The organism is Mesorhizobium sp. B2-1-1, from assembly GCF_006442975.2.
In the GTDB taxonomy this organism is placed as follows: Bacteria; Pseudomonadota; Alphaproteobacteria; order Rhizobiales; family Rhizobiaceae; genus Mesorhizobium.
In genome coordinates this window covers 1,723,218-1,741,205 of record NZ_CP083954.1, presented here as the reverse complement: position 1 = coordinate 1,741,205, position 17,988 = coordinate 1,723,218, and the positions used below count along the sequence as shown (strand labels likewise).

Sequence of the window (17,988 nt, the reverse complement as noted above, 5' to 3'; positions counted from 1 at the left end):
TCAGGCATCGCCCGGCACATGCTCCGGCCCCCGCAATCGGCGGCGTTCGATGTAGCCCCAGATATGCGGCCCGACCAGGCCGATGAAGGCCAGCGTCAGCAGGGTCAGCGACAGCGGGTGCTTGTAGAACACCGACCAGTCGCCGTTCGAGATCGTCATGGCGCGGCGGAATTGGGTTTCGGCGAGCGGTCCCAGGATCATGCCGATGATGACGGGCGCGGTCGGGAAATCGAAGCGCCGCATCAGGAAGCCGGCAGCACCCAGGAGATAGAGGATGGCGAGGTCGATCGGCGACTGCGAAATGCCGTAGGTGCCGACGGTGGCGAAAACCAGGATGCCGGCATAGAGCTGCGGCGCCGGGATCTTCAGCAGCCGCACCCAAAGCCCGATCAGCGGCAGATTGAGGATGACGAGAATGACGTTGGCGATGAACAGGCTGGCGATCAGTCCCCAGACCAGGTTGCCTTGTGTCGTCAGAAGCAGCGGGCCTGGATTGATGCCGTAGCTCTGGAAGGCCGAAAGCATGATTGCCGCCGTCGCCGAGGTCGGCAGCCCGAGCGTCAGCATCGGCACCAGCACGCCGGCGGCCGAGGCATTGTTGGCGGCCTCCGGACCGGCTACCCCCTCGATGGCGCCAACCGTGCCGAATTCCTGCTTGTGCTTCGAAAGCTTCTTTTCGATGGCATAGGACAGGAAGGTCGGGATCTCGGCGCCGCCGGCCGGCATGGCGCCGATCGGGAAGCCGATCGCGGCGCCGCGCAACCAGGGCTTCCACGAGCGCCTCCATTCGGCCGCCGTCATATAGAGCGAGCCCTTCAGCGGCACGATCTCGTCCTTGCCGGCATAACGGCGCGAGGCCATGTAGAGCGTCTCACCGACGGCGAACAGGCCGACGGCGGCGATGATGACGTCGACGCCGTCGAGCAGTTCGGTCATGCCGAAGGTGAAGCGCGGCTGGCCGGTCTGCAGGTCGACCCCGATCATGCCGATAACAAAGCCGGCGAACAGGCTGGTCAAGCCGCGCACCGAGGACGAGCCCAGCACCGCCGAAACCGTGATGAAGGCCAGCACCATCAGCGAGAAATATTCGGCCGGGCCGAAGGCCAGCGCGAACCTGACCACGATAGGCGCCAGGAAGGCGACGCCCAGCGTGCCGAGAGTGCCGGCGACGAAGGAGCCGATCGCCGAGGTGGCAAGTGCGGCGCCGCCGCGCCCGGACCGGGCCATCTTGTTGCCTTCCAGCGCGGTGACGATGGTAGCGCTTTCGCCTGGCGTGTTGAGCAGGATCGAGGTCGTCGAGCCGCCATACATGGCCCCGTAATAGATGCCGGCAAACAGGATGAAGGAGGCCTCCGGCGCAACCTGGTAGGTGATCGGCAGAAGCAGCGCGATGGTCAGCGCCGGTCCGAGGCCGGGCAGCACGCCGATGGCGGTGCCAAGCGTGGTGCCGAGCAGGCACCACAGAAGGTTGACCGGAGTGAAGGCGACGGCGAAACCGTGTGCCAGATGGCCTAGCGTTTCCATGGCGTCAGCCCCTCAGCGTGCTGGTGAACGCATCGATCACCGTATTCAGCTGGTTCTCGATGAAACCGGCGCCGATATTGACGCCGAGCGCCCTGGCGAAGCCGAAATAGGCGGCCAGCGCCAGCACGAGGCCAGTGAGCGCATCGCGCAGCGTATGCCGGCTGCCGAAGCCGTAGCAGACCAGAACGAACATGATGACGGATGCCGCGGTAAAGCCGAGCGGCTGGATCAGGAGCAGGTTGGTGACAAGGCCGATGACGACGAAGCCCATCGCCTTCCAGTCGGTCGGCGTCTCCTTTTCCTCTTCCGGCTGCCAGCCGCCGCGCAGTGCGGCGACGATGAGCAAGAGCGAAAGAACCACCAGGCCGAACATGGTGAGGTAGGGAAAGACGGTCGGGCCGACCTTGGAGTAGAGCGGCGACACCGGGATCGCCAAGGTCTGCCAGGCGACCGCCCCGGCACAGGCCAGAAGCCCGATGCCGATCAGCAGTTCGGGTACGGCAAGGCGCGAGGACGCAGCCTGCTGGTCGCTGGTGCTCATGAATGTCCTCCCAAGACAGCCGGCGTCTCACAGCCGGCTTTTATCCTATCTTCATCCCCGGTGGATCGCATGTCCATGCGAACGGCGGGAGGAAAAAGGGCGGACCATGGACCCGCCCCCTTCAGGGAAATCAGGCGAGCCCGAGATCCTTGAGGATGGCTTCGATGCGAGCCGTATCCTCGGCAAGGAACTTCGCATAGTCGTCGCCGGTGAGCAGGATGGGCGTCCAGTTGCGGTTCTTGCATTCCGTGGCCCAGGCATCGCTCTTGGCCATGGTCTCGACCAGCGTGATCATCGCCGCCTTATCGGTATCGGAGACGCCGGGGGGTGCGAAGACGCCGCGCCAGTTGAACAGTTCGACGTCGATGCCGGCTTCCTTCAGCGTTGGCGCATCGATGCCCTCCTGCCGCTTGTCGGCGGAAATGGCGAGCAGCCTGAGCGCCCCGGCCTTGACCTGTTCGGAGAACTCGCCAAAGCCGGAAATGCCCGCCGCCACCTGGTTGCCGAGCAGCGCTGACAGCGCCTCGCCGCCGCCCGCGAACGGCACGTAGGACAGGTTTGTCGCCGGCACGCCCGCCGTCTTGGCGATCAGGCCGAACAGGATATGGTCCGAACCGCCGGCCGAGCCGCCGGCGACGGGAACCTTCGTCGGATCCTCTTTAAGCGCGGCGACGAAGTCGGCGGCCGTCTTGAACGGCGAGGCCGCCGGCACCACCAGCGCTTCGAACTCGCCGGTGAGCCGGGCGATCGGCGTGACCTGCGTCAAATTATTGGCAGCCTTGTTGGCGATGATGGCGCCGACCATGACCATGCCGCCAACCATCAGCGAATTGCCCTTGCCGTTCCATTGACTGATGAATTGCGGCAGCCCGACCGTGCCGCCGGCGCCGCCGACATTGGTGATCTGCGAGCCGGAGATCAGCTTCTCGCTGCGAAGCACCTGGTCCATCGTGCGCGCGGTCTGGTCCCAGCCGCCACCGGGCGCCGCCGGCACGAAAATCTGTATCTGCGGCGTGCCTTGGGCAAGAGCGGGAGAAAGACGCGACGCCACCAGCCCGGCGGCCCCCGCGGCAGCGGTGCTCATCAAAAATTTGCGTCTGTTCAGCATGGGATTCCTCCAAATCACGACACCTCCTCCGGTGCCCGCCAAAAACGCGCCTGAAACCAGACCCGTGCTTGAGTTCAAGCAGACTTTACCGCGTTCCGTCAACAGGAACGATATTCTGCTGGACAGAATGCTTGAGCTGCGCGACACAATCGCGCCGCTCGACCTTTGTTCGACTGGGGACCAATGAATTCGGCAGGCAAACCAGCTGGCATCGAAATCCGGAGCGCGTCAGCCGACGGTGTTGCCGCGCTTGACCGGGCCATTGCCATCCTCGATGCATTCACCACGGCGGACCGCTCGCTCAGCCTTTCCGAGATCGCGGCCCGAACCGGCCTCTATAAGAGCACCATTCTGCGGCTGGCCAATTCGCTTTTGCGCGGACAATTGCTGGAGCGCCTGGACGACGGACGCTACCGCATCGGACCGGCCAGCTTCCGGCTCGGCGCGCTCTATCAGCGGTCGGTCGTGGCGGTCGACATCCTGCTGCCGATCATGCGCGATCTCTGCGAGCTAAGCTGGGAAAGCGTTGCGTTCTATGTCCGGTCGGGAGACGTGCGCACCTGTCTCTATCGCGTCGAGTCCAAGCATCCTATCCGCTATACGATCCGCGAGGGTGACGTCCTGCCGTTGCTGGTGGGCTCCGGCGGGCGTGTGCTGGCGGCGTTTTCCGGACAACCGGGCGAACCCTACGAAACCATCCGCAAGACCTGCAACTGCCTCGCCATCGGCGACCGCGACCCGCAGACGGCGGGCGTCTCGGCGCCGGTGTTCGGGCCTGGGCGGGTTCTGCTCGGCGCCTTGACCCTGGCCGGCCCGAGCACACGCGTCGACGCGGCCTTCCTGCGGCGCATGCGGCGGCCGCTGCTCGAGGCGGCGGCCCGCGCCACCCGCGCCTTCGGCGAGGATGCCTCGATGCTCGATGAAGCGGCTCGCGAAGCCGCGGTGCAAACGGATAATGCCAGTCCCGGCGCGGTTATCAGGAGCAGACGGCGTTCTCGGATCATTTCGACGCCCTTGCGGAACGACCGCTAATGCATGCCGCCCAAAGGGACCTCGGCTTTGGGAGAACGACGTAAAACAAGAAAGCTAAGCGCAGCGCATGAATCCGTTTCGACGCCGCGCGCTTTAGGCACTTGGCGAGTGCTCAGGCCAACCGCTCCAGCAGGATGGTCGGGGTTTCGTGATAGATGGTCCGCGCCACCTCCCGGTAGCCGCACTTCGTCGCCACGTTCAAGGAAGCGGTGTTTTCGGGGTCGATGATGCAGACGGTTTTGCCACGTCCGAAGGTCTCGTCGCCCCAGCCAAGCACGCGGCTGACGATCTCGGTGGCGAGGCCGGCGCCGTGGGCGGCCGGAGCGAGCGCCCACCCGGCCTCCGGAATGCCCTCTATCGGCGGCTCCATATCGCGCTTGAGGTCGTGAAACCCGGCCTCACCGACGAAACGGCCCGTCGCCTTGTCCTCGATCGCCCAGAAACCGTAGCCGAGCAGCGACCAGAGCCCGGCGTGACGCAGGAAGCGCATCCAGCTCTCTTCTCGCGTGCGCGGCCTGCCGCCGATGAAGCGGGTGACGACCGGATCGGCCCACATGGCGACATAGGCGTCGAAATCCTCCAGCCGGTGCGCTCGCAGGATGGCGCGCGTCGTTTCAATAACCGGAACGCCGCTTGTGTCGTGATGGTTCATGGGTCGCCCTCGCTCAAACCTGCAAAGCACCTAGCAAATCACCGGCCGCGAGCAAGGGCCAGGCCGGGCGGATCATCTTCCAGACAGACGGCGCGCGCTTGGCGTGCCCCGATCCAGCCGGGACAGTCGTTCCTCCGATGGTCCGGCCGCCTCATGGATCGCAAGCCAGAACGGTTGCGGATATCAGCACTTTGCCATTTGAGTACGATTGCAATCTGTTAGCCTGCCCTAGTTGTACCCGTGCAGCCGGTGTCGAGGAGAACTCCGCGCAGCGGTTGAAGATTTAAGCTCTGGGAGGAAATCACGATGAGAAGATTTGTCGCCGCTCTGGCTGCCGCCGTGGCCGTCACGCTTTATCCGGTCGCCGCAGGCGCGCAAACCTATCCCGAACGCACCATCACCGTCGTGGTGCCGTTTGCGGCCGGCGGCCCGACCGACACGGTCACGCGTCTTGTCGCGGAAGCCATGTCCAAGGATCTCGGCCAGCAGGTCATCGTCGAGAATGTCGGCGGCGCCGGTGGCACGCTGGGCGCTGGCCGCGTCGCGAAGGCCGAGCCGGACGGTTACACCCTGCTCCTCCATCACATCGGCATGGCCACCAGTGCCACACTCTACCGAAAGCTCGCCTACGACACGCTGAACGCCTTCGAATATGTCGGCCTCGTCACCGAGGTGCCAATGACCATCGTTGGCCGAAAGGACCTCGAGCCGGCCGATTTGAAGGGATTGGTCGAGTATGCCAAGGCCAACAAGGATAGCGTCACCGTAGCCAATGCCGGCATAGGTGCTGCCTCGCATCTCTGCGGCATGCTGTTCATGAGCGCTATCAAGACGCCGCTGGTCACCGTCCCCTACAAGGGCACCGGCCCGGCCATGACCGATCTCCTCGGGGGCCAGGTCGACATCATGTGCGACCAGACGACCAACACCACCAAGCAGATCCAGGGCGGCACGATCAAGGCTTACGCCGTCACCTCGCCGGAGCGCCTCGATGTGCTGCCCGATGTCCCGACGACGACGGAAGCCGGCCTTCCCGACGTGCAGGTCAGCATCTGGCACGGTCTTTATGCCCCCAAGGGCACTCCGGCGGAGATCACCGAACGGCTGTCGAAATCCCTGCAGGTCGCGCTGAAGGACGAGAACGTCGCCGCCCGCTTCGCCGAGCTCGGCACCAGGCCGTCGCCGCAGGCCGACGCGACGCCGGCCGCGCTGAAGGCCAAGCTGGAAAACGAGATCGCGCGCTGGAAGCCGATCATCGAAGCCGCCGGCCAATACGCCGACTGAGTTTTGAACGGGGCGCCGCCGGCGCCCCGTTTTCGCTTCGGTATCGTCGCGCGCCCGCAGCTTGGGAGGAATGTCATGAAGGCTTTCGCAATCGACAGGACGAACGGCACATGCGCTGCGCTGTTCATCGTTTTCGGCGCATTTTTCGCGTTGCAGTCGCTCGGCCTGGAAATCGGCACCGCCTTCCGCATGGGGCCGGGCTATTTCCCGCTGGTGCTGGCGATCGTGCTGATCCTGCTTGGCCTCGTCATCCTCTTCCAGGCGGTGCGATTCGAGGGCGATCCGATCGGCTACATTGCGTGGCGCGGCTCGCTGTTCATCCTTCCCGCTCCGATCTTCTTCGGCCTGACGGTGCGCGGCCTTGGCTTCATTCCGTCAATCTTCCTGACGGCGCTGATCGCATCGTTCGCCAGCGGCCGCATGAAACCGCTGACCGCGTTCGTGCTGTCGGCTGGCCTGACCCTGTTTGCATTTTTCGTCTTCAGCTACGCACTCGGCCTTCCGTTCCGACGCTTTGGCCCATGGCTGCCATTGTGAGGAGATGAGCATGGAGCTCCTCGACAATCTGGCGCTCGGCTTTTCGACCGCTTCATCGCTGACGAACCTTGGTTTCTGCCTGATCGGCGTCCTTCTTGGCACGCTGATCGGCGTCCTGCCTGGAATTGGCGCCACCGCGACCATCGCCATGCTCTTGCCGATCACCTTTCAGATCGGCGACCCGGTTTCCTCCCTCATCATGCTCGCCGGCATCTATTACGGTGCGCAATATGGCGGCTCGACCACGGCCATTCTCATCAACATGCCCGGCGAATCGTCCTCGGCCGTCACGGCGATCGACGGCTATCAGATGGCCAGGAACGGCCGCGCCGGCGCGGCACTCGCGATCGCGGCGATCGGTTCGTTCTTCGCCGGCACGGTGTCGACCTTCCTCGTCGCCATCTTCGCCCCGCCGCTGACCTCGATCGCGCTGGAGTTCGGCGCGGCCGAATATTTTTCGCTGATGGTCGTCGGCCTCGTCTCGTCGGTCGCGCTTGCGCACGGTTCGATCGTCAAGGCGCTGGCGATGGTCGTGCTCGGTCTGTTGCTCGGCATTGTCGGCACCGATATCTACACCGGCACGCCGCGCTTCACGCTCGGCATCCCCGAATATGCCGACGGGCTGAATTTCGTCGCCGTGGCGGTCGGCGTCTTCGGCATTGCCGAGATCCTGCGCAACCTCGAGAACGAGCATGAGCGCTCGGTAATGATCCGAAAGGTTTCAGGGCTCATGCCCACCCGCGACGACTTCAGGCGCATGGCGGCGCCCATCGTGCGCGGAACGATCATTGGTTCAGCGCTCGGCATCCTGCCGGGAGGCGGCGCGATCCTTGCGGCCTTTGCCTCCTACACGGTCGAGAAGCGCGTATCGAAAAACCCGGAAGAATTCGGCAAGGGCGCGATCGCAGGCGTCGCCGGGCCGGAATCGGCCAACAATGCCGGCGCGCAGACCTCCTTCATCCCCATGCTGACGCTCGGCATTCCAGCCAATCCGGTCATGGCGCTGATGATCGGCGCGATGATCATCCAGGGCATCGTGCCCGGCCCGAATGTCGCGACCGAACAGCCGGCGCTTTTCTGGGGCATCATCGCCTCCATGTGGATCGGCAACCTGATGCTGATCGTCCTGAACCTGCCGCTGATCGGGCTCTGGGTGAAGCTGCTTACGATCCCCTATTACGTGCTTTTCCCGATCATCATGGCGTTCTGCTCGATCGGCGTTTACAGCGTCAACACCAATGTCTACGACCTCTACGCCGTCGCCTTTTTCGGCTTCCTCGGCTATCTCCTGACCAAACTGCGCTGCGAACCCGCGCCCCTGCTGCTCGGCTTCGTGCTTGGCCCCCTGCTTGAGGAAAATCTCCGCCGGGCCATGATTCTGTCGCGTGGCGATCCCAGCGCCTTCGTGACGAGACCGATCAGCGCCGGCCTGCTCCTCATCGCGCTCGCCGTGCTCGTCATCGTCTTCCTGCCCGCGGTCAAGAAGAAGCGCGAAGAGGTGTTTGTGGAGGAGAGTTAACTTATTGAATTCCGCTCGCTTCCTCGAGCGGAGCGATCTCGACCAGCGGCGCCGGCACGCTGGTCGTCTTTTCCTGCGCCTTGCAGAGGTCGGCGATGACGCAGGCCGGGCAATCCGGCTTGCGCGCCTTGCAGACGTAGCGGCCATGCAGGATCAGCCAGTGATGCGCGTGGCGCATATATTCGTCGGGAATGATCTTCAACAGCCCCTGCTCGACCTGGTCGGGCGTCTTGCCGGGCGCCAGTCCTATGCGGTTGCCGATGCGGAAGATGTGCGTGTCGACGGCCATCGTGTGCTGGCCGAAGGCCATGTTGAGCACGACATTGGCGGTCTTGCGCCCGACCCCCGGCAATTTGACCAGTTCGTCCCGGCTGTCCGGCACCTCGCCACCATGATCGCGAATCAATGCCTGCGACAGCGCGATGACGTTCTTGGCCTTGTTGCGCCACAGACCGATGGTCCTGATATAGTCGCCGACCCTGGCCTCACCCAGATCCAGCATTTTGCGCGGCGTATCGGCGATCTTGAACAGCGCCCGCGTCGCCTTGTTGACGCCAGCGTCGGTCGCCTGCGCCGACAGCACGACGGCCACCAGCAGGGTGAAGGGGTTTACATGTTCGAGCTCGCCCTTCGGCTCCGGCCGCTGGACGGCAAAGCGCCGGAAAATCTCGTGCACCTCCGCCGGACTGTAGAGCGTTCTGGATCGGGCCGGCCTGGGGCTGGGCTTGGCGTTCGAGCCGTCGCGCGGTCCAGGCAGTGGCTTCTTTTCGGATTGTGCGGGTACTTTGGACTTGGGGCTTGCCATTTCCTTCCTATAATATCCAGATATGAACGACACAAATGCCTCGTTCCAGGCGGACGAACCCTTCTTCAGCGCCTTGCTGACCCCGCACCGGTCGCTGGGCAAGACCGGCTTCGCCGTGCTGATGGTCGCGCTGCTGTTCGGCTGGCTGGTGACCGGGGCTTTTTTCCTGTCGCGCGGCGCCTGGCCGGTTTTCGGCTTCTTCGGTCTGGACGTTGTCGCCGTCTACATTGCCTTCCGCATGAACTACCGTGCCGCCCGCGCCCGCGAGGAGGTGTCGATCTCGCGCACCAGCCTCGATATCCGCAAGACCGCGCCGTCGGGAAAATCGGAAGCGCACCGCTTCAACCCGTTCTGGGCGCGCTTTTCGGTCGCCCGTCACGCCGAAATCGGCATCACCCGGATGGCGGTCGAGGCGCAGGGACAAAACGTGGCGATCGGCGGCTTTCTCGACCCCGATTCCCGCGAAAGCTTCGCCACCGCCTTTTCACGTGCGCTCGCCACCGCCAAGGCGCGCTAGCCGAACAGCTTGCGTCCGGACCGCGTCGAACAAGGGTACGACGTTTCAGAAGCGATAGCGCAAAAGCCTGCCGATCTTGCGCAGTGCGGGAATGTATTTCCAAAGCCGAACGAACAGCTGCGCGGGCCAGCCCATGCGGGCGGCGTGTTCAGGTCCATAGGCCGGGATGTCTTCGATGAATCGGAGCTTCGGGACAGCCAGTTCCAGTTCGTGCGGATCCTCGATCGCCCAGTGGACCTCGGCGCCTGTCGCCCTGATCGCCGGATTGAGGCGCAGCAGCTTCAGGCCGAAACCGCTGTAAGCGTCGAAAATCAGGTCGCCGCCGGCAAGATGTATCACCAGGCGCGAGAACAGGCGGAACCCTTCCTCGGCCGGGAGATAGGGCGTCAGCCCCTCCGCCACCACGATGGCCGGTCGGTTCCGGGGCACTTCAGCCAGCCAGTCCGGCTCTGTTACCGACGAAGCGATGAGGCGATAGCGGTCGCGCGGCGGGTAAAGCTTGCGCCTGAGTTCAATGACTTCCGGATAGTCGACATCGAACCAGTCGACGCCTGGTGGCGGATTGACCCGGAAGATGCGCGTGTCGAGCCCGCACCCCAGATGCAGCACGATGGCATCAGGATTTCTGGCCAGAAACTCCTCGACGCGGACGTCCAGCGTCTTTGCCCTGATCGCCAGGCCGATGCCGAGATTGCTGTCGACCTTGAGTCTTGAGAAATCATAGTCGATCTTACGCACCGCCTCGTCGGCGAAACGATCCCCAAGCAGCGAATGGGGCATCCGGCTTTCCAGCGCCTTGCCGTAGAGCGTCATCAGCAAGGTTTCTTTCGCGCCGGCGAGATTTACCTTTTCACCCGCCATGGCGACTCCTGGGCTCGAAAACCAGAGTTTATCTGGGTATGCGCCGCAAGAAGGCAAGTTTCGGGTGGCGATCGGCGCCCCAAGGGCTGATATTCCGGCTCAAGGAGAATTCCCATGAGCACCCAGACAGCAGTCCTCAAGAAGGACATCACGCCCGAAGGCAACGACTACGAAATCGTGCGCCGCGCCATCGAGAAGATCAGCCTCGACTATCGCGACCAGCCTTCTCTCGAGGAGCTTGCAGAGGAGGTCGGCGAGACGCCGACCGGCCTGCAGAAGCTGTTCACACGCTGGGCAGGCCTGTCGCCCAAAGCATTCCTGCAGGCGGTGACGCTGGACCATGCCCGCAGGCTGCTCGATTCCGGCATGCCGCTGCTCGAAACCTCGTTCGAGCTCGGCATGTCCGGCCCCGGCCGGCTGCACGACCTGTTCGTCACCCATGAGGCGATGTCGCCGGGCGACTACAAGACGCGCGGCGCCGGGCTCACCATCCGCTATGGCTATCATACCTCGCCATTCGGCACTGCCCTGATCATGGCCACCGACCGCGGGCTTGCCGGCCTCGCCTTCAGCGATCCGGGCGAGGAACGCGCCGCTTTCGCCGATATGTCCAGCCGCTGGCCGAATGCCGTCTATGTCGAGGATATGGTCGCGACCGGTCCCTACGCCGCGCGTATCTTCGACCCGACGCTGTGGCGCCCGGACCAGCCGCTGCATGTCGTGATGATCGGCACCGACTTCCAGGTTCGCGTCTGGGAGGCCTTGCTCCAGATTCCGATGGGCAAGGCTCGCACCTATTCCTCGATTGCCGCCAGCATCGGCGCGCCGAGCGCCAGCCGCGCCGTCGGCGCCGCCAACGGCGCCAACCCGCTCTCCTTCGTGGTGCCTTGCCACCGCGCCATCGGCAAATCCGGCGACCTCACCGGCTACCACTGGGGCCTGACCCGCAAGCGCGCCATTCTGGGCTGGGAGGCGGGACAGGTCACCTCTTGAAATCGGGAACGCCGGCGAACCTTCCGCCGGCATTGTCACGTGGAAAACGACGACGCCCCGCTGACTCGCAGGACGCGGCACCGCAGCGCTTGCCATATCGGCATGCACTGGAAAGCAACGATCTTACAGGATAGCTTCCCGCTCATTCATGAGGAGGCATTCCTTGATCATCGTCGTCGGCTCGATCAATCTCGACCTTATCGCCAATGTCGACCGCTTGCCGAGCCCTGGCGAGACGGTGAGCGGCTCCGGTTTCGCCACCGCGCCCGGTGGCAAGGGCGCCAACCAGGCGTTGGCCGCCGCGCGCGCCGGCGCCAAGGTGCGCATGGTGGGAGCCGTCGGCAAGGATAGTTTCGCCGGCGAGGCCCTGGCGCTGCTGCGCCAGGCCAAGGTGGATCTGTCTGGCGTGGGCGAAACTTTTGCCTCGACGGGCACCGCGCTGATCATGGTCGGCGACGATGGCGAGAACATTATCGCCGTGGTGCCGGGTGCCAACGCCTCGGTGCTGCCCGGCGACCTGTCCAAGGCCTTCCCCGGAAAAGGCGATGTCATGCTCCTGCAACACGAGATCCCGCTTGCGACCGTCGAAGCCGCGCTCGATCAGGCAAGTGCGGCCGGTGCCGTCACCGTGCTCAACACCGCACCCTTCCATCGCGACGCGGCCGGCTTGCTCGGCAAGGCCGACTATGTCGTCGCCAACGAGACCGAGTTCGACCTGTATGGCGAGGTGCTGTCGCTGAGCGGGCGCGACCGCGCGGCACGGATGCGCGACTTTGCCGGGAAAACCGGCCGCACCATCGTCGTCACGCTCGGCGGCGACGGCGTGATGGCGGCGACGCCGACCGATTCCCTGACGGTGCCCGCATTGAAGATCACCCCGGTCGACACGGTTGGTGCAGGCGACACCTTTTGCGGCTATTTCGCCGCCGGCCTGTCGTCGGGCCTGCCCCTCGAACAGGCGCTCGCCCGGGCCGGCGCGGCCGGCTCGCTGGCATGCCTGAAGCCGGGCGCCCAGCCGGCGATCCCGTTGGCCGCCGATGTCGACCAGGCACTCCTGAAATCCCGCTGAGACGACCAGAATGCGCCCCCAGACGAAGCATGCCGCGCCACCGGCCGGCGACATATGCCGCCTGCCCGCCGTCGAACTGGCCGACGCGATCCGGCAAAGGAAACTTTCGGTACGTGAGGTCGTGACGGCATTCCTCGACCGCATCGAAGCCGTCAACCCGCTCGTCAATGCCATCGTTTCCATGCGCGATCGTAGCGATATCCTGCGCGAGGCCGACGCAGCCGATGCCCGTCCGGACCGGGCCGGTGCGCTCTTCGGCCTGCCGATCGCGGTCAAGGATCTCGCAATGACCCGCGGCCTGCGCACCTCCTTCGGCTCGCCGATCTTCGCCGATTTCGTGCCGCAGGAGGACGATTTCTTCGTCGAGCGCATGCGCAAGGCCGGCGCCATCATCATCGGCAAGACCAACGTTCCCGAATTCGGCCTCGGCTCCAACACCTACAATCCCGTGTTCGGCCCGACGCTGAACGCCTTTGATCCAGATTTGAGCGCCGGCGGCTCGAGCGGCGGCGCCGCGGTGGCGCTGGCGCTGGACATGGTGCCCGTCGCCGACGGCAGCGACTTCGGCGGCTCGTTGCGCAATCCAGCCGCCTGGAACAATGTCTATGGTTTCCGGCCATCGCAGGGGCTCGTCCCCGGCGGCCCGGACGTCGAGGTCTTTCATGCCCAGATGGGCGTCGATGGGCCGATGGGTCGCAATGTCGGCGACATGGCGCTGCTGCTCGACGTGCAGGCGGGCCATCATCCGCGCGCACCCTTGTCCTATGAGAAACAAGGCTCCTTCCTCGAAGGCCTGCATATGCCCGCCAAAGGCGGCCGTGTCGCCTGGCTCGGCGATCTGGGCGGGCATTTGCCCATGGAGCCCGGCATTCTCGAGCTCTGCCAAGCCGCGCTCGACCGCTTCGGGGAGGCATCGTTCAAGGCCGAGGCACTGGTACAGGATTTTGATTTCGAGGCCTTGTGGCAGGCCTTCGTGACGTTGCGCCAGGCAAGCAGCGGCTGCGCGCTGAAAGTGCATTATGACGATCCCGCCAGGCGCGCCCTGTTGAAGCCCGAAGCCGTCTGGGAGGTGGAGAACGCGCAACTCCTGACGGCGCCCCGGATTCGCGCCGCCTCGGTCGTCCGGACGTCCTGGTACCGGATGCTGCTGTCGCTGTTCGACCGCTTCGACCTGATTGCATTGCCGACCGCGCAAGTCTTTCCGTTCGACGTCGGCACCCATTGGCCGCGCGAGATCGCCGGCCAGCCGATGGACAGCTATCACCGCTGGATGCAGGTTTCGGCGCCCGCGACCATGGGCGGCTGCCCGGCCGTCAGCGTGCCGGTCGGCTTCGACGCCAGAGGCCGGCCGATGGGCATGCAACTGATCGGCCGGCCGCGTGGCGACATGGCTGTGCTGAAGGCGGCGGCGGCCTATGAGACGACACTGCCGTGGCCGTCCGGCGCCTGAATCCGGTGCATCTGCGTATCGCGCGGCTCCATGTGCCGGCTTGCACCGGCATCGCCGCCATGCATTGATTGTGGCGCCGCACAGGCGGCATTCTGCCCGAGGGAAAAATCATGTCGCTGGAACTCTATGCCGCCTATGTCCTTGCGTGCGTCGTCATCATCCTGGTGCCAGGGCCGACGGTCACGCTGATCATCGCCAACAGCATCCGTCATGGCTCCCGCGCCGGCCTGGCCAATGTCGCCGGCACGCAGGCCGGCCTGGCGGTCATGATCGCCATCGTCGGCATCGGCCTCAACACGCTGATATCGGGTATGGGGCACTGGTTCGAATGGGTGCGGCTGATCGGTGCCGCCTACCTGATCTGGATGGGCGTGCAGATGTTCCGGTCCAAGGGCAAGCTGAACGCCGACGGAACGGCGCGGAAGCCGCGCGGCGGCTTTTTCGTGCAGGGCCTGCTGGTAGCGCTCAGCAACCCGAAGACGCTGATCTTCTTCGGCGCCTTCTTTCCGCAATTCATCGCGCCGCAAGGCAATTATTCGCTGCAGATCGCCGTCATGGGCCTCACCGCCATGATCTTCGCCGCCATGTCGGATTCGACTTATGCGCTGGCCGCCGGCCGCGCCGGTCGCATCCTGTCCGCCCGCCGCGTCAAGCTCCTGTCCAGGATCAGCGGCAGCTTCATGATCGGCGGCGGCCTGTGGCTGGCGTTTTCACGGTCGAAGTGAGCACCGCCGCCTTTCCTTCCCCCTTGTGGGGGAAGGTGGATCGGCGCGCAGCGCCGAGATGGTTGAGGGGTGCGTGACGGAGTGAGGCGTCGGCGTTCCCCGGAACACCCCTCATCCGACCTCGCTTCGCGAGGCCGCCTTTTCCCGCGAGGGGAGAGGGTAAGGAGGCGGATTTAAAGCCGCCCCAGCCGTTCCAGCAACAGCGCGAAGAAGCCGTCATGGTCGATGTCGCCCATCACCTTGGCGTTCTTTTCCCGCTTGGTGACGCCCCACCAGTCGATCACGGTCATGCCCATGGTCAGTTCCGAGCTGGTTTCCACGCTGACATTGCAGTTACGGCCTTTGAACAGCTCCGGTTTCAACAGGTAGGCGATGACGCAGGGGTCATGCAGCGGCCCGCCATCGGTGCCGTATTTCTCCTCGTCGAAACGCTCGAAAAACTCCAGCATCTCGGCCGTTGCGGTACCGACCTTGGTGCCGAGCTTGCGAAAGGCCTGGGTGCGCTTGGCGGTGGTCAGCGCCTTGTGGGTGACGTCGAGCGGCATCAGCACGATCGGAATGCCGGATTTCAACACCACCTCGGCCGCGTGCGGATCGACATAAATGTTGAATTCGGCCGCCGGCGTGACATTGCCGCCTTCGAAGAAGCCACCGCCCATCAGGATGATTTCCTTGATGCGCGGCGCGATCTTCGGCTCGCGGATCAGCGCCAGCGCGATATTGGTGAGCGGCCCGAGAGCGCACAGCGTGATGCTGCCGCTCTCTTCCTTCATCAGCGTCTCGACGATGAAATCGACGGCGTACTTATCCTGCAGCTTCATCGTCGGTTCGGGCAATTGTGGCCCGTTGAGGCCAGTTTGGCCATGCACCGCCTCGGCCGTAACCAGTTCACGCGCCAGCGGACGGACGGCGCCGGCATAGACCTTGATGTCGGGTCGGCCGGCCAGTTCGCAGATCTTGCGGGCGTTCTTTTCGGTAAGGTTCAGCGGCACGTTGCCGGCTACGGCTGATATGCCGACGATCTCCAGCTCGGGGCTGCCAAGCGCCAGCAATATGGCGACGGCATCGTCCTGGCCAGGATCCGTGTCGATGATGATCTTGCGTGTTTGGGGCATTTCAATTCCTTGTTTGGCCATGAGCTCATGCGTCCGAGCGAGCATGCGAAACGCACCGAACCGGCCTTGAGCTGCCGAACCGCTCCGCCCGGGGGACGAATCCCGGCGCAGCGCTTCTCCTTGCATCTCACTGCCGTTTCAAGCGCCATGTCGATCATTCTTGTGAGTCCACGACGTGGTCTTTTTGGGCGGGTGTTTTGATGGCTTGAACTTGGTCGTGGGGCGGACCATATCAAGACCATCGGGAAAAATGCCATCTGGGTTTTTCCAGTTTATGTCGCTCTTGAGAGGACAATGTAACATGAGCCGAATGACGCCTTTCTCCAGCCCGCTTCTCCTGGGTTTCGACGCCATGGAAAAGACGCTGGAGCGCCTGGCGAAATCCGGTGACAGCTATCCTCCTTACAACATCGAGCGGCTCAGCGGCGCCGACGGCAAGGCCGAAAGGCTGCGCATCACGCTCGCTGTCGCCGGTTTCGCCGAAAGCGATCTCGATGTCACCACGGAGGAAAACCAGTTGGTCGTGCGCGGTCGTCAGACCGACGATACCGAGCGCGAATTTCTTCACCGCGGCATCGCCGCACGCCAATTCCAGCGCTGCTTCGTGCTGGCCGACGGCATGCGGGTGATTGCGGCGGAGCTGAAGAACGGCCTTTTGTCGATCGATCTCGATCGGCCCGAGTCCGAGCGGCTGGTACGGAAAATAAACATATCGGTGAAAGACTGATCTTTGCCGATGGCTCTCATGCGGGATGGCCTACTGCCCAGAACCAGGGCGGCGTCTCGCGCCAAGGAGGCTTGAAATGACCAGAACTGACCAAAATCCTACACAAAATCCCACCATGACCAGCGGTGAATTCGCCCATCTCGGCGAGGGCTCGGTCGCTTATCTGCGCAAGGTTACGAGCGAGGAACTGCTCGGCCGTTTCCCGGGCATTGGCGAAATCGCGCCCGGCATGGAATTGTGGGCGCTGTTTGCCGCCAACGGCCAGCCGATCCTGCTTTCAGATGCGCGCGATCGCGCGCTGGCCGGCGCCATGGAAAACGACCTGACCACGGTCGCCATTCATTAAGGCGATTTTCCGCTGAAAACGAACGGGGCCGCCCGTGGCGGCCCTACCATTGTTCATCCAGAAAACGTCAGGCCGCGTGCGAGGCCTGGGTGTCCGATAAAAGCGCGTGGATCGCCACGGCGTCGCGCGTTCCCCTGATCTTGGCCACCGTATCGGCGTCGCGCAGCACCCGCGCGATGCGCGACAGCGCCTTCAGATGATCGGCGCCGGCCCCTTCAGGGGCCAGCAGCAGGAACACCAGGTCGACCGGCTGGTCGTCGAGCGCCTCGAAATCGACCGGCGTCTCCAGGCGGGCGAACACGCCGGCGATGCGCTTCACGCCGGCCAGCTTGCCGTGCGGAATGGCGATGCCGTTGCCGACCCCCGTCGAGCCGAGCCGCTCGCGCTGCAGGATCGTGTCGAACACCTCCCGCTCCGGAATGCCGGAAATCGCGGCCGCCCTCTCCGACAGCAATTGCAGAAGCTGCTTCTTGGAGTTCGCCTTCAACGCCGGCAATATCGCCGGAACGTTGATGAGATCGCTCAGATCCATACTTGAAAATCCCTTGTTCGCCTGCCGTCACCAGTCCCCACCCCTCGTGCGGCCGGTTTTATCCCTGTGCGACCTTGGTCGTGGACGGATCGATCCAGCCGATGTTCCCATCCGGCCGGCGATAGACGATGTTGATGTGATTGTTTCCGGCGTTGCGGAAGACGAAGACCGGACTGTCCTTTGTGTCGAGTTCTATGACCGCCGACGCCACCGACATGGTCTTCAGCGTCATGGTCGATTCGGCGACGATGGCCGGCGCAAAATCCTCCGGAATGTCCTCGTCGTCATCGGCGAGTGGCGCCATCACCGTGTAGGCGATATCGGTGAGCTCGCCATTGCCCGAATTGTGCGATTTCAGCCGGCGCTTGTAGCGCCGAAGCCGGGTTTCCAGACGATCCGCCGCGGCCTCGAAAGCCAGCGTCGGGTCCTGGGCATCGCCGGTCGCCTGCAGCGAAGCGCCGGAATCCAGCCGGATCATGCAATCCGCCGAATAGCGCGAGCCCGATTTGATGACGGTGACATGTCCGGCAAAGCCGCGGTCGAAATATTTGCCGATCGCCTCGCCGACACGATCGTTGATGCGCGTACGGAACGCATCGCCGATATCCATGTGTTTTCCCGATATGCGCAGATTCATCTGAAAACTGACCT

Annotated in this window: 20 protein-coding genes; 11 read left to right on the top strand and 9 right to left on the bottom strand. The window is 64.1% G+C overall.

Annotated elements, in window-relative coordinates:
• The 3 genes from FJ972_RS08490 to FJ972_RS08480 all read right to left on the bottom strand — a co-directional run bounded on the left by FJ972_RS08490 (position 1) and on the right by FJ972_RS08480 (position 3,173).
• On the bottom strand, positions 1-1,524 hold the full coding sequence (locus tag FJ972_RS08490) for a tripartite tricarboxylate transporter permease (protein ID WP_140522490.1): 1,524 nt from the start codon (positions 1,522-1,524) through the stop codon (positions 1-3).
• Between the two features lie 4 nt (positions 1,525-1,528).
• Complete coding sequence (locus FJ972_RS08485) at positions 1,529-2,065, bottom strand: tripartite tricarboxylate transporter TctB family protein (protein ID WP_140522492.1); 537 nt, start codon at positions 2,063-2,065, stop codon at positions 1,529-1,531.
• Between the two features lie 130 nt (positions 2,066-2,195).
• Positions 2,196-3,173 carry a Bug family tripartite tricarboxylate transporter substrate binding protein gene (locus FJ972_RS08480; RefSeq protein WP_140496391.1) on the bottom strand — a complete coding sequence of 326 codons (978 nt, stop codon included), beginning with the start codon at positions 3,171-3,173 and terminating at the stop codon, positions 2,196-2,198.
• A gap of 183 nt (positions 3,174-3,356) precedes the next feature.
• Here FJ972_RS08480 and FJ972_RS08475 point away from each other — a divergent pair, with 183 nt between their 5' ends.
• Entirely contained in the window at positions 3,357-4,205 is an 849-nt protein-coding gene (locus tag FJ972_RS08475; protein WP_224680568.1) for an IclR family transcriptional regulator, read from the top strand.
• Between the two features lie 112 nt (positions 4,206-4,317).
• Here FJ972_RS08475 and FJ972_RS08470 read toward each other — a convergent pair whose 3' ends face one another.
• Positions 4,318-4,857, bottom strand: coding sequence for a GNAT family N-acetyltransferase (locus FJ972_RS08470; protein ID WP_140522494.1), 540 nt, complete (start codon positions 4,855-4,857; stop codon positions 4,318-4,320).
• 306 nt (positions 4,858-5,163) lie between these two features.
• Between FJ972_RS08470 and FJ972_RS08465 the strand changes: the two genes are divergently transcribed.
• From FJ972_RS08465 to FJ972_RS08455, 3 genes are all read left to right on the top strand, one after another.
• Positions 5,164-6,141, top strand: coding sequence for a tripartite tricarboxylate transporter substrate-binding protein (locus FJ972_RS08465; protein WP_140496395.1), 978 nt, complete (start codon positions 5,164-5,166; stop codon positions 6,139-6,141).
• A 75-nt stretch (positions 6,142-6,216) separates the two neighbouring features.
• Positions 6,217-6,678, top strand: coding sequence for a tripartite tricarboxylate transporter TctB family protein (locus tag FJ972_RS08460; RefSeq protein WP_140522495.1), 462 nt, complete (start codon positions 6,217-6,219; stop codon positions 6,676-6,678).
• 10 nt (positions 6,679-6,688) lie between these two features.
• Positions 6,689-8,197, top strand: a complete 1,509-nt coding sequence (locus FJ972_RS08455) for a tripartite tricarboxylate transporter permease (protein WP_140513750.1) — start codon at positions 6,689-6,691, stop codon at positions 8,195-8,197.
• 1 nt (position 8,198) lies between these two features.
• Here FJ972_RS08455 and nth read toward each other — a convergent pair whose 3' ends face one another.
• Complete coding sequence (gene nth, locus FJ972_RS08450; protein WP_140522497.1) at positions 8,199-9,002, bottom strand: endonuclease III; 804 nt, start codon at positions 9,000-9,002, stop codon at positions 8,199-8,201.
• A 22-nt stretch (positions 9,003-9,024) separates the two neighbouring features.
• On the opposite strand from nth, the gene FJ972_RS08445 reads away from it, so the two are divergent.
• Positions 9,025-9,519, top strand: a complete 495-nt coding sequence (locus FJ972_RS08445; protein WP_140500184.1) for a DUF2244 domain-containing protein — start codon at positions 9,025-9,027, stop codon at positions 9,517-9,519.
• Positions 9,520-9,564: 45 nt separating this feature from the next.
• Here the strand turns inward: FJ972_RS08445 and FJ972_RS08440 are convergent, their stop codons facing one another.
• Positions 9,565-10,380, bottom strand: coding sequence for a class I SAM-dependent methyltransferase (locus tag FJ972_RS08440; protein ID WP_140522499.1), 816 nt, complete (start codon positions 10,378-10,380; stop codon positions 9,565-9,567).
• Positions 10,381-10,494: 114 nt separating this feature from the next.
• On the opposite strand from FJ972_RS08440, the gene FJ972_RS08435 reads away from it, so the two are divergent.
• The 4 genes from FJ972_RS08435 to FJ972_RS08420 all read left to right on the top strand — a co-directional run bounded on the left by FJ972_RS08435 (position 10,495) and on the right by FJ972_RS08420 (position 14,617).
• Complete coding sequence (locus tag FJ972_RS08435) at positions 10,495-11,373, top strand: methylated-DNA--[protein]-cysteine S-methyltransferase (protein ID WP_140522501.1); 879 nt, start codon at positions 10,495-10,497, stop codon at positions 11,371-11,373.
• A gap of 163 nt (positions 11,374-11,536) precedes the next feature.
• Positions 11,537-12,442 carry a ribokinase gene (locus FJ972_RS08430; protein WP_140522503.1) on the top strand — a complete coding sequence of 302 codons (906 nt, stop codon included), beginning with the start codon at positions 11,537-11,539 and terminating at the stop codon, positions 12,440-12,442.
• Between the two features lie 10 nt (positions 12,443-12,452).
• Positions 12,453-13,892, top strand: coding sequence for an amidase (locus FJ972_RS08425; RefSeq protein WP_140522505.1), 1,440 nt, complete (start codon positions 12,453-12,455; stop codon positions 13,890-13,892).
• Between the two features lie 110 nt (positions 13,893-14,002).
• Positions 14,003-14,617: a LysE family translocator gene (locus FJ972_RS08420; protein WP_140522507.1), complete on the top strand. Its 615-nt coding sequence runs from the start codon at positions 14,003-14,005 to the stop codon at positions 14,615-14,617.
• A gap of 173 nt (positions 14,618-14,790) precedes the next feature.
• Here the strand turns inward: FJ972_RS08420 and FJ972_RS08415 are convergent, their stop codons facing one another.
• Positions 14,791-15,732: a nucleoside hydrolase gene (locus FJ972_RS08415; RefSeq protein ID WP_140500193.1), complete on the bottom strand. Its 942-nt coding sequence runs from the start codon at positions 15,730-15,732 to the stop codon at positions 14,791-14,793.
• A 301-nt stretch (positions 15,733-16,033) separates the two neighbouring features.
• Here FJ972_RS08415 and FJ972_RS08410 point away from each other — a divergent pair, with 301 nt between their 5' ends.
• Complete coding sequence (locus FJ972_RS08410) at positions 16,034-16,459, top strand: Hsp20 family protein (RefSeq protein ID WP_013893014.1); 426 nt, start codon at positions 16,034-16,036, stop codon at positions 16,457-16,459.
• A 76-nt stretch (positions 16,460-16,535) separates the two neighbouring features.
• Positions 16,536-16,805, top strand: a complete 270-nt coding sequence (locus tag FJ972_RS08405) for a DUF1150 family protein (protein WP_140500195.1) — start codon at positions 16,536-16,538, stop codon at positions 16,803-16,805.
• A 67-nt stretch (positions 16,806-16,872) separates the two neighbouring features.
• Here FJ972_RS08405 and ptsN read toward each other — a convergent pair whose 3' ends face one another.
• Positions 16,873-17,337 carry a PTS IIA-like nitrogen regulatory protein PtsN gene (ptsN, locus tag FJ972_RS08400; protein WP_135898701.1) on the bottom strand — a complete coding sequence of 155 codons (465 nt, stop codon included), beginning with the start codon at positions 17,335-17,337 and terminating at the stop codon, positions 16,873-16,875.
• A 58-nt stretch (positions 17,338-17,395) separates the two neighbouring features.
• Positions 17,396-17,974 carry a ribosome hibernation-promoting factor, HPF/YfiA family gene (gene hpf / locus FJ972_RS08395; RefSeq protein ID WP_140522509.1) on the bottom strand — a complete coding sequence of 193 codons (579 nt, stop codon included), beginning with the start codon at positions 17,972-17,974 and terminating at the stop codon, positions 17,396-17,398.
• Positions 17,975-17,988 lie beyond the last annotated feature (14 nt).

What these genes read in the sequence shown, in the direction of transcription:
- FJ972_RS08490 (WP_140522490.1), bottom strand. Translation starts at nt 1,524, where the DNA reads ATGGAAACGCTAGGCCATCTGGCACACGGTTTCGCCGTCGCCTTCACT.
- FJ972_RS08485 (WP_140522492.1), bottom strand. Translation starts at nt 2,065, where the DNA reads ATGAGCACCAGCGACCAGCAGGCTGCGTCCTCGCGCCTTGCCGTACCC.
- FJ972_RS08480 (WP_140496391.1), bottom strand. Translation starts at nt 3,173, where the DNA reads ATGCTGAACAGACGCAAATTTTTGATGAGCACCGCTGCCGCGGGGGCC.
- FJ972_RS08475 (WP_224680568.1), top strand. Translation starts at nt 3,357, where the DNA reads ATGAATTCGGCAGGCAAACCAGCTGGCATCGAAATCCGGAGCGCGTCA.
- FJ972_RS08470 (WP_140522494.1), bottom strand. Translation starts at nt 4,857, where the DNA reads ATGAACCATCACGACACAAGCGGCGTTCCGGTTATTGAAACGACGCGC.
- FJ972_RS08465 (WP_140496395.1), top strand. Translation starts at nt 5,164, where the DNA reads ATGAGAAGATTTGTCGCCGCTCTGGCTGCCGCCGTGGCCGTCACGCTT.
- FJ972_RS08460 (WP_140522495.1), top strand. Translation starts at nt 6,217, where the DNA reads ATGAAGGCTTTCGCAATCGACAGGACGAACGGCACATGCGCTGCGCTG.
- FJ972_RS08455 (WP_140513750.1), top strand. Translation starts at nt 6,689, where the DNA reads ATGGAGCTCCTCGACAATCTGGCGCTCGGCTTTTCGACCGCTTCATCG.
- nth (WP_140522497.1), bottom strand. Translation starts at nt 9,002, where the DNA reads ATGGCAAGCCCCAAGTCCAAAGTACCCGCACAATCCGAAAAGAAGCCA.
- FJ972_RS08445 (WP_140500184.1), top strand. Translation starts at nt 9,025, where the DNA reads ATGAACGACACAAATGCCTCGTTCCAGGCGGACGAACCCTTCTTCAGC.
- FJ972_RS08440 (WP_140522499.1), bottom strand. Translation starts at nt 10,380, where the DNA reads ATGGCGGGTGAAAAGGTAAATCTCGCCGGCGCGAAAGAAACCTTGCTG.
- FJ972_RS08435 (WP_140522501.1), top strand. Translation starts at nt 10,495, where the DNA reads ATGAGCACCCAGACAGCAGTCCTCAAGAAGGACATCACGCCCGAAGGC.
- FJ972_RS08425 (WP_140522505.1), top strand. Translation starts at nt 12,453, where the DNA reads ATGCGCCCCCAGACGAAGCATGCCGCGCCACCGGCCGGCGACATATGC.
- FJ972_RS08420 (WP_140522507.1), top strand. Translation starts at nt 14,003, where the DNA reads ATGTCGCTGGAACTCTATGCCGCCTATGTCCTTGCGTGCGTCGTCATC.
- FJ972_RS08415 (WP_140500193.1), bottom strand. Translation starts at nt 15,732, where the DNA reads ATGCCCCAAACACGCAAGATCATCATCGACACGGATCCTGGCCAGGAC.
- FJ972_RS08410 (WP_013893014.1), top strand. Translation starts at nt 16,034, where the DNA reads ATGAGCCGAATGACGCCTTTCTCCAGCCCGCTTCTCCTGGGTTTCGAC.
- FJ972_RS08405 (WP_140500195.1), top strand. Translation starts at nt 16,536, where the DNA reads ATGACCAGAACTGACCAAAATCCTACACAAAATCCCACCATGACCAGC.
- ptsN (WP_135898701.1), bottom strand. Translation starts at nt 17,337, where the DNA reads ATGGATCTGAGCGATCTCATCAACGTTCCGGCGATATTGCCGGCGTTG.
- hpf (WP_140522509.1), bottom strand. Translation starts at nt 17,974, where the DNA reads ATGAATCTGCGCATATCGGGAAAACACATGGATATCGGCGATGCGTTC.